Source organism: Caballeronia hypogeia, assembly GCF_001544875.2.
Taxonomy (GTDB): Bacteria; Pseudomonadota; Gammaproteobacteria; order Burkholderiales; family Burkholderiaceae; genus Caballeronia; species Caballeronia hypogeia.
Genome location: NZ_FCOA02000047.1, coordinates 31,875 through 41,929 on the forward strand (window position 1 = coordinate 31,875; position 10,055 = coordinate 41,929).

Annotated in this window: 4 protein-coding genes; all 4 read right to left on the minus strand. The window is 65.9% G+C overall.

Annotation, left to right across the window (positions count from 1 at the left end):
• Positions 1-5: 5 nt before the first annotated feature.
• The 4 genes from treY to glgX all read right to left on the minus strand — a co-directional run bounded on the left by treY (position 6) and on the right by glgX (position 9,359).
• Positions 6-2,978 carry a malto-oligosyltrehalose synthase gene (gene treY, locus AWB79_RS35705; protein ID WP_061172179.1) on the minus strand — a complete coding sequence of 991 codons (2,973 nt, stop codon included), beginning with the start codon at positions 2,976-2,978 and terminating at the stop codon, positions 6-8.
• Entirely contained in the window at positions 2,975-5,137 is a 2,163-nt protein-coding gene (malQ, locus tag AWB79_RS35710; RefSeq protein ID WP_061172185.1) for a 4-alpha-glucanotransferase, read from the minus strand. Before malQ ends, treY begins: the two co-directional genes overlap by 4 nt.
• A gap of 35 nt (positions 5,138-5,172) precedes the next feature.
• Complete coding sequence (treZ, locus tag AWB79_RS35715; RefSeq protein ID WP_061172180.1) at positions 5,173-7,071, minus strand: malto-oligosyltrehalose trehalohydrolase; 1,899 nt, start codon at positions 7,069-7,071, stop codon at positions 5,173-5,175.
• 62 nt (positions 7,072-7,133) lie between these two features.
• A complete protein-coding gene (gene glgX / locus AWB79_RS35720) occupies positions 7,134-9,359 on the minus strand; it encodes a glycogen debranching protein GlgX (RefSeq protein ID WP_061172181.1) in 2,226 nt (741 codons plus the stop codon).
• Positions 9,360-10,055 lie beyond the last annotated feature (696 nt).

Sequence of the window (10,055 nt, forward strand, 5' to 3'; positions counted from 1 at the left end):
CGCGCTCAAGGTTTCGGCACGCCTTCCTCGACCAGCAACGCCACCGGCATGACCGCCAGAGCGTCGCGCAGGAATAAACGCTCGCCCTCGGCCTTGGGCGCATTCGGACTCAGCCAGTCGAACAACGCGCGCGAATGCAGCGCCTCGGGCAGCACGACGCACGTCTCGCCCCAGCGTTCCGGCTCGACGAGCGGTACGTCGCGCTCGCGGTCCAGCAGCGGCGCGGCGAGCCGCGTCGCGATGACGATGGCGAACGCGCTGCCCGCATGCCGCGCATACGCGATCACATGCCGCGCCTGTTCGCCCTGCACTTCGAGCGGCAGATATTCGCCCTGCGCGAACAGCGATTCGCAATGCTTGCGCAAGGCCAGCGCCCGCCGCACGAGCGCGAGCTTCACGCGTCCGTCGCGCCAGTTCGCGAGTTGTTCCGATGGCGGCCCTTTCTCCTCCACTTCCGCGAGCCACGCGCGACGAAGCGCGTAATCGACAGGCCGCCGGTTGTCGGGATCGACGAGACTGAAGTCCCACAGTTCCGTGCCCTGATACAGATCCGGCACGCCCGGCGACGTGAGCCGCAAGAGCGTCTGCTGAAAGCTGTCGATGGCCCCGAGCGGCCCGATGCGCGCGACGAACGCCGACAGCTCCTGCAAGAAGCCATTGCGCCGCTGCGGCGCGACAATATCGAACAGGAAGTCCCTGCACGCCTGCTCATACGCTTCGTCGGGTGCGAACCAGCTCGTGCGCAATTTCGCTTCGCGCAACGATTTCAACTGCCATTGCGCGACGCGTTCGGCGAGCGCATGCACGCCCGCTTCGTCATCCGGAGCGAGGGTCGGCGGCCAGCATCCGACGAGCGTCTGATACAGCATCGTCTCCGCGGCCGGGCCCGGCGCCCAGTCGTTGACGTCGCTCGTCTCCGCAGGACCGCCGCTCGCACCGCGCCGCAACGGCGTGTTCAAGGTCGACCATTGTCTGAGGGTCGCGGCCCATTCGTCTGGAATCTCGCTCAATGCCGCGATGCGCGCGCGAACGTCTTCGCCGCGCTTGTGATCGTGCGTCGCGGTGCAGAGCATCGCGTGCGGGAACGCTTCGAAACGCTCGCGATTGCCCGCGTGAAATTCATCGACGGACAACGCGAACTCGCCCGGATCAGCGCCGACTTCGTTGCGCGAAATGAGCCGCCCATAGCGATAGCACGCCGTATCCTCGACCGCCTTCGCCGCCACCGGCGACGTGAGCTGCGAGAACAGCGTCTGCGCCGCGCGTCGCTGCGAGGCGCTCGACGAAGGCGGATTCTGCGTCGCCTGCGCCTGAGTGCGATCACGGTCGCGGTCGCGATTGCGCTCGGCCGCGCGATCGCGACCGCGCTCGGGGCGCTCGTTGCGCTCATTGCGTTCGTTGCGTTCGTTGCGTTCGCCGCGCTCGGCCTGCGGCGCTTCGTCGGCCAGCTTGCCGCCCAGCCATTGCGCGACCTGATCGAGCACGACATGATCCGCGCGCGCCAGCGCCTCGCGCGCGGCGTCCAGCGCCTGCGAGAAGAAGCGCTCGTCCTCGGGGCTGCGCACGCCGCCCACCGGATAGATGCGATACACCGGAAACTGCACGACCAGCTCCGCGACCACGCGCCTCATCGACGAGAACGTGAAATCACGCGTGCTCTGCGCATCGCGCGCGATACGGTGCAGCGCGCGCGTCACGCGGTCCAGTTCCGCCGAGAGATTTTCCGCGAGGATCTTGCGGCGCGCGGCGAGCGCTTCGTCGGCGAAGCTCGCGCTCTTGCCGGTGATCTCGGCCCATAGCTCCGCGAGCGGCGCGGCGCTTGCCGGATCGTGCAGCAACGCGCCGACATCGTTCATGAAGTCGTAGCCCGTCGTGCCGTCGACCTGCCAGTCACGGCGTAGCGGCTCGCCGCGCGCCAGAATCTTCTCGACGACGAAATAAGTGCGGCCATTGCCATGCCGCAAGACTTCGGGCCGCTGCGCCGATAGTTCCTCCAGCCGCGCCCGCAGCCGCTGGCAATACTCGCGCGGTTCGGCGAGCCCGTCGACGTGATCGACGCGCACGCCATCGATCAGGCCTTCCGTGAAGAGCCTGAAAATCAGCGCATGCGACGCCTCGAACACTTCCGGCCGCTCCACGCGCACGCCGCCCAGCGTGCTCACGTCGAAGAAGCGGCGCCAGTTCACTTCGTCGGCGGCGGTGCGCCACCACGCGAGCCGGTAATGCTGCCGCTCCAGCAGGCGATGCAAGCGGTCGCGGCCTGAAGGCGTATCCGACGCATGCGCGGCGAGAATCGCTTCGATCGCCGCCTGGCCGCCTTCCGTCTGCGCGATGGTCACGAGCGCGGTGCGCGCATCGGCGGCGCGCGGTTGGTCCGTGGGCTGCGTCGTCAGGCCGGTGAAGCGCTGCGCCAGCTCGGGCGCTTCCTGAAACACGGCGGGGTAGTCGACCGGGCACACCGGAAACACATGCGAGTAATACTCGATGACGAAGCGCCCTTCATTCGCGCGATACGCGAGCCTGATCTTGCCGCCCTGCAGCTCGTCGCCATACGAGGCGCCGAGGAACGGCGCGAGCACCTTGCCGCGCAATGCCGGATCGGGCGAATGCCAGTCGACGTCGAAGAAGCGCGCATGGGTCGCGTGGCGTCCCCATTCGAGGATGTCCTGCCACCACGCGTTCTCCGAGCCGCCCACGCCCATGTGATTCGGCACGATATCGACGATCAGTCCCATCTCGTGCGCGCGCAGCTTTTCGACGAAGCGGCGCAGGCCGTCCTCGCCGCCCAGCTCGGGATCGACCTTCGTATAGTCCACGACGTCGTAGCCGTGCGTGGAGCCGGCGGTCGCGGTCGTGATCGGCGACACATAGGCGTGACTCACGCCGAGCGACGCGAAGTAGTCCACGAGCGCGGCGGCATCGTCGAGAGTGAAGCCCTTGTGAAGCTGGAGCCTGAGCGTGGAACGCGGTACGGTCATGGTGTTTCGTTCGGTTTCGATAAGGTTTCGTTGGTCTGCGCCGAGCGCTTGCGCGCGCTGTCCACGGCGAGCAGGCGGTCGCAGAACGCGTCGTCGAGAAACAGTTCGTCGACGGGCCGCGCCATGCGCCTGCGCCAGTTCGGATGCTCGTCGATGGAGCCGGGCAGGTTCGGCTGCTCCGCGAGCGCGAGCAGGTCCTCCAGCGGATACGTGACGAGCGGCGCGGGCGTCGCGGCGACGAAGGCCAGCGCCTCGTCAACGGGCGCGTTCTCGATGTCGGGCGCCTCCACGTCGTCGGGCGCGATGCCCGCGTCCTGAAACGCCCGCCACAAGTGCGCGCGATCTTCGCCGCGTTCCTCCAGCGCCACTTCCACCGCGTCGCGGCCGTCTTCGCGCGCCATCGTCTGGCCGATCTTCGAGCGCCACACGATGTCCTCGCCGCGCCACCAGCCGGTGACGGTGGGCAGATCGTGCGTCGTCGTCGTGGCCGTGACGCCCGTGTCCCATTCGCGCGGCGGCTTGAAGCCGGGGCCGTCCACCTCGCGCTCGAACCACAGCACCCGGATGCCGAGCAAGCCGTGCTCCTGCAAGCGCTCTGTAAAGCCCGGCGGCACGGTGCCGAGATCCTCGCCAATCACGATCGCGCGATGCCGCCACGATTCGAGCGCGATCAGCCGCAGCATGTCGTCGAGCGGATAGCGCAGATACGCGCCGTCCTTCGCGCTTTCGCCCTCGGGCACGAGCCACAGCCGCCGCAAGCCGAGAATGTGATCGATGCGAATGCCGCCCGCGCGCGCGAACGCGCAGCGCAGCATGTCGATGAACGCCGAGAAGCCCTGCGTGCGCATCGCGCGCGGCGAGAACGTCGTGAGTCCCCACGATTGCCCCGCCTGATTGAACAGATCGGGCGGCGCGCCGACCGACACGCCCGTCAGCATTTCCTCGCGATACGACCATGCGTGGCTGCCCGCGCTGTCGCAGCCGACCGCGAGATCGGCGACAAGTCCGACCGCCATGCCCGCGTCGCGCGCCGCGTGCTGCGCGTGCATGAGGCCCTTTGCCGCGAGCCATTGCGTGAACAGATAAAAATCCACTTCGCGGCGATTGGCCTGCGCGAATTCGGCCACCGCATCGCTGCGCGGATCGCGCAACGCCTCGGGCCAGTTGCGCCAGTGTCCATCGCCGCTCGATGCGATCTGCGCGGCCTGCAATGCTTCGAAGCGCGCGTGATCTTCGAGCGGACGTCCGCCTTCGTCGACGAACGCGGCGAAGTCCTTGGCGAAGGGCGAATCGCGATCTTCGGAGAACACGTCGAAGAGCGCGCGCAGGATCGCGAGACGCGTTTGCGATGCGCGCGGCCAGTCGATCAGCGCGAGCCCTTCGAGTTCGGCAAGCTGCTTCGCGACGCCCGCCTTCTCGATCGCGGCGCGCGCGGCGGGCGCGCCGAGCACGGCGGCCGGATCGACATGCGCGACATTGAGAAAAAGTCGCGACGACGGCGAATACGGGCTGAACTTGTTCGGTTCGGCGCTGAACATCGCGTGCATCGGGCTGATGGCGATGGCGTGGCCGCCGCGCTTCGCCGTCTGCGTCGCGAGGGCCGCGAGCGCGGTGAAGTCGCCGATGCCGCCGTCGCCATTGCGCCGCAAGCCGTACACCTGCGCCGCGACGCCCCACAGCGGCGGCGTGTGTTTCGCGTCTTCATCGAGCGTGCGCCATGCGTCGTCGAGGGTGAAGCAGCGCGCGGGCGCGACCGCGAGCGTCGTGCGATGGTCGTTGATGACGAGCGTGTGATAGCCCGGCTCCGCGATCGGCGAGAGCAGCGCGATCTCGCCCTTGGGCGACGTGAAGCGCCCGTCGATGATCTCGCCACTTTCCAGTTCGATGCGATAGCGCGCGCCCGACTTCGCCGCCGAAACGGGCAGCGCGATGCCGCGATCCACTTCGGCGGTGATGAGCGGCGGCAGCTTGCGCCCGCTCAACTCGGCATCGACCGCAGCGGTGCTATGTTTGATCTGCGTGGCGTTACCGCACGGCAGGCCGAGCTTTTCGAGCAGAATGCGCAGCGTCGTTTCAGGCACGCGCCGCATGTTCTTGTGCGCGTCCTGCCATTCGACCTCGAAGCCTGCGCGCTGCGCAAGTGTTTCGATCGTGCTCATCGGGCGGGCCGCGCCCGTATTGGCGGAAGTGGCGTTCACGACACTTTCCCTTCGACCGATGCCGGTTCGAAGCAGCGCGCGTCGTGTGCGATCGCATACTCGTTCACGTCGCCGGTGAGCCACGCGAGGAAAGTGCGCCCGCCGAGTTCGCCGTCACGCGCTCGATCCTGCGCGCGCGCGGGCGTCTCGAAGACGATCTTGCCCGAGGGCTGATCTTTCAGCGCGATGCCCGCCTCATCGAGATTGAGCGCGACGGTGAGCGTTTCGCCATCGCCCAGCTTCCAGCGCGCGACGAGCGCCTTCTCGCCCAGCACATCCGCGCCGAGGGATTTCGCGCCCTTCAGACGCGGAGTGATGAGCTTCGCGCGCACCGTGAGCGCCGAGCGGTAGAAGTGCAGCCATTCCAGGCGATCCTGTTCGTCCTGCTTGTCGCCGATCTTCGGCGATGACACTTCGAAGGTTTTCCTGTCGTTGGGATCGGGAATCTGCGCGCGGCGCTTTTCATCGCTGAATGCGGAGAACTTCGCGAACTCCTTGCGGCGTCCTTCGCGCACCGCATCGGCGAGCTGGTCGTGATAGTCGGTGAAGAACAGGAACGGCTGCTTCGAGCCGTATTGCTCTTCCATGAACAACAGCGGGATCTGCGGCGACAGCAGCAACAGACCCGTTGCGGCGAAGAGCGACTCGTCGTCGGTCAGCGAGCGCAGGCGGTCGCCCATCGCGCGATTGCCGATCTGATCGTGGTTCTGCAGAAACATGACAAAGTTGGTCGGCGGCAGATGCGCGCTCGTCTCGCCGCGCGGCTTGCCGTCGTGTATCGGCGACGGATCGCCCTGATACGCGAAACCTTCCTTCAGCACGCGCGCGAGCTTCTCGATGGGCTGGTCGCAATACGCGCCGTAGTAGCTCTCGTCTTCGCCGGTGAGCAGCACGTGCAGCGTGTTGTGCGCGTCGTCGTTCCATTGCGCGTCGAAGTGCGTCTCCAGCAGATTCGCCGTGTTGTGCTCGTTCTCCAGCACGAGATGCACATGACGGCCCGCCTCGACGGAACTACGCACGCGATGCGCGAGCTCGCGCAGCCATTCGTCGTCGTCGATCGCATGCACCGCATCGAGGCGCAGGCCATCGAATCGATATTCGTTGAGCCAGTACAGGGCATTGTCGAAGAACAGGTCGCGCACTTGCGGGCGCTCGAAATCGATGGCCGGTCCCCACGGCGTGTGCACGCCTTCGCGGAAGAATTTTTCCGCATAGGCGTGCAGATAATTGCCATCCGGGCCGAAGTGGTTGTAGACCACGTCGAGGAACACCATCAGGCCGAGCCCGTGCGCGGTATCGACGAGCTTCTTCAGCTCTTCGGGGCGGCCATACGACGAGTCGGGCGCGTACGGCAGCACGCCGTCGTAACCCCAGTTGCGCGTGCCGGAGAAGTCGTTGAGCGGCATCAGCTCGATGGCCGTGACGCCCAGCTGCGCGAGCTCGGGCAGGCGCGCTGTCACGCCCGCGAAGCCGCCCATCGCGCCCGCGTGCAGTTCGTACAGCACGGTCTCTTCCCACGGTCGGCCGTGCCAGTTGGTATGCGTCCAGCGATACGCGCGCGGGTCGATGACTTCGCTCGGGCCATGCACGTCCTGCGGCTGAAAGCGTGACGCGGGGTCGGGCACCGCGAGCTTCTCGTCGAGGCGATAGCGATAGAGCGTGCCCGCGCCGCCATCGGCTTCGGCTTCGAACCAGCCGTCGCCGGTGGCCTGCATGTCGATCAGCTCGGGCTGGCCGCCCGCGCGCTGGACCTCGACCTGCACGGCGTCGCGCGAGGGCGCCCAGAAACGAAAACGCGTGCGCGGATGTTCGCGCGCGGCGCCCGTCAGATGAGCGCCGAAAGGAAGGCAATGCGCATGATGATGCTTGTGCGGATCGATCGGACGTTCGGACATGATTTCCTGCCTGTATTGCTGCTGGGTCGACGAATTAATCGGGGACGCGCCTTGTGCGTGCGTCAGTGAGGCGAATCGATTTCGGGCTCACGATGCGAGGGCATCGTGCCGGGGTCGGGCGGCAGCGCCGTCAGCAGTCGCGGCCCCTGATGCGCGCCCGCCATCCATACCGCCTGCCAGTCGGCCTCGCCGGTGGGCTCGGCCAGCAGCACCATGATGCTGTGCGCGGCCACCCCGATCTCGATGCCGACGAGCGGACGCGTCACGGAGTCGGGCTCCGCGCTATCCAGGAGCACATTCCATTCCAAGTGCGGCGCGGGGGGCGCGAAGGTGAGCGGTTGCGACGAGGCGTTGAACATCAGGAGCAGCACGTCGATTTCGCCGTCGATTCCCGGGCCGGCGCGCCGCAGCGTGAGCGCGCGGCCTTCGGGGTCCTGCCATGCTTCGATGGCGAGCGCGTTGCCGCGTTCGTCGAACCAGCCGACGTCGTAGAGGCCCGGCAGTACTTCGCGATCGCCGTAAAGAAAGCGCGTTTCGCGCAGCACCGGGTAGCTTTTGCGCAATGCAATGACGCGGGCGACGAACTCCGTCATCACGACGCCTTGGGGACTGCGCGCATCGTTCCAGTCGAGCCAGGAAATCTCGTTGTCCTGGCAATAGGCGTTGTTGTTGCCCTGTTGCGTGCGTCCGAATTCATCGCCCGCGAGGAGCATGGGCGTGCCGAGCGAGAGCAGCGTCGTCGCGATCATGGAGCGGGCGAGACGCGCGCGGAGTTCGAGAATCGCGGCGTCGTCGGTGGCGCCTTCGACGCCCCAGTTCGCGCTGCAGTTCTCGTTGTGGCCGTCGTTGTTGCCTTCCTGATTCTGCTCGTTGTGCTTGTGCGAATACGCGGTGACATCGGCGAGTGTGAAGCCGTCATGTGACGCGACGAAGTTCACCGACGCCCACGGCTTCCTGAAGCGCCGGTTGAACAACTCGGCGGAACCGGTGAGACGCGCGGCGAGATCGGGGCGCATGCCGGCGTCGCCGCGCCAGAAGCGGCGCACGCCATCGCGATACTTGTCGTTCCATTCCGCGAAACCGGGCGGGTGATTGCCCACCTGATAGCCGTCCGGCCCGATATCCCACGGCTCGGAAATCAGCTTGCGCGTGGAGAGAATCGGGTCCTGGCGAATTGCATCGAAGAAGCCCGAGCCCGGATCGAAACCGTGGCCTTCGCGACCGAGCGTGACGCCGAGATCGAAACGGAAGCCGTCGATGTTGAACGCGGTGGACCAGTAGCGCAGCGAGTCCATGACCATTTGCAGCACGCGCGGATGCGACAGGTTCACGGTATTGCCGCAGCCGGTTTCGTTGATGTAGTGACGCTCGTCGCCGGGAATCAGGCGATAGTAGCTCGCATTGTCGAGGCCGCGCCACGAGACCGTGGGGCCGAGCTCGTTGCCTTCGCAGGTGTGGTTGTAGACGACATCGAGAAACACTTCGATGCCCGCCGCGTGCAGTTGCCGCACGGCGATGCGCATTTCGTTGAGCCGATGCGTCGACAGGTAGGTGGGCTCGGGCGCGAAGAACGCGGCGGTGTTATAGCCCCAGTAGTTTCGGAGGCTGCGCTCGACGAGAAAGCGGTCGTTGAGAAACGCGTGCACGGGCAGGAACTCGACGGCGGTGATGCCGAGCTTCTGCAAATGCTCGATGAACCACGGCGACGAGAGCGCCGCGAACGAGCCGCGTTCGTGCTGGCGGATGTCGTCGCGCATCATCGACGCACCGCGCACGTGCGTTTCGTAGATGATGGTTTCGCCCCAGGGGGTGTCGGGGCGCACGTCGCGGGACCAGTCGAAGGCATCGTCGGTGACGATGCATTTGGGCATGGCGGGCGCGGAGTCGCGGCGGTCCATCGACATGTCGAGCCGGTTCGAATGCACGCGATAGCCGAAGAGCGCATCGGACCAGCGCCATGGGCCGACGAGCTTTTTCGCGTAGGGATCGAGCAGGAGCTTATGCGGATTGAAGCGATGCCCCTGTTGCGGCTGATAGGGCCCGTGTGCGCGAAAGCCGTAGACGGTGCCGGGATGCGCGCCGGGCAGATAGCCGTGCCAGATTTCGTCGGTGCACTCGGGGAGATCGAAGCGCATCAGTTCCTTGCGGCCGGTGCTGTCGAAGAGGCATACCTCGATACGATGAGCATTCGATGAAAACACCGCGAAGTTGACACCGAGACCGTCCCAGTTGGCTCCGAGCGGATAGGGTGCGCCCGGGAGCAACTTGTCGGGAAGTGCGTTTGCCATGTGCCCCGTCCTCTTGGTTTTTGCCTTTTGCCGTTCCGGCGTGGGCTTAGTTTATGCCTTTGTTTCGTTGCGGTTTGGAGTCGGTTTTCGGCTTTGTTTGGCCTTTGGCGGCCGGCTTTCTTGTCTGTGCGGTAGGGAGCGTTTCTTTTGCGCTTGTTGCTTGTTTGCGTTGCCTGCTCGTGCTTCTGTGAAATCCTGCGTTCGTGTCGGTCTATTAGCTCTGCCCCTCCCCGGGGCGGGGGTAACTTTCTTTGCGGCTGCAAAGAAAGTCACCAAAGAAAGCAGCTTTTCAGGCCCGCGGTCACACGCAATTTGGCCATGCTTATTCCTTCCCAATGGCCCTCGCCTAAGTGTCGCCCTCATAGGCCCAACCGGGCTTGGATCGCGGACCCACTGTCACATCGCACCGTTTAACGAACCGGTGCAGCGCCTGATAGCTCCGGCGCTGCGCTGCGCGCCGCCGACGGGTCCATCGGGTCCGCGCGCGCTTCTTACTCACGCCGCCATCGCGCGGCATTTGCTCACCGACGGTTTCCCTTGCAGACCCAGCGGCAGCGCGTAGCGCTGTGCCGGTGCTCTTTCGTGCTGAACCAGCCACTTTGACGTTCTAGCTCGTCAGACCGTGCGCGATCCAATTCGCGTCAGGCCTACGAGGGAGACACTTAGAGGCTGGGCCACTCAGAATCATGACGACGA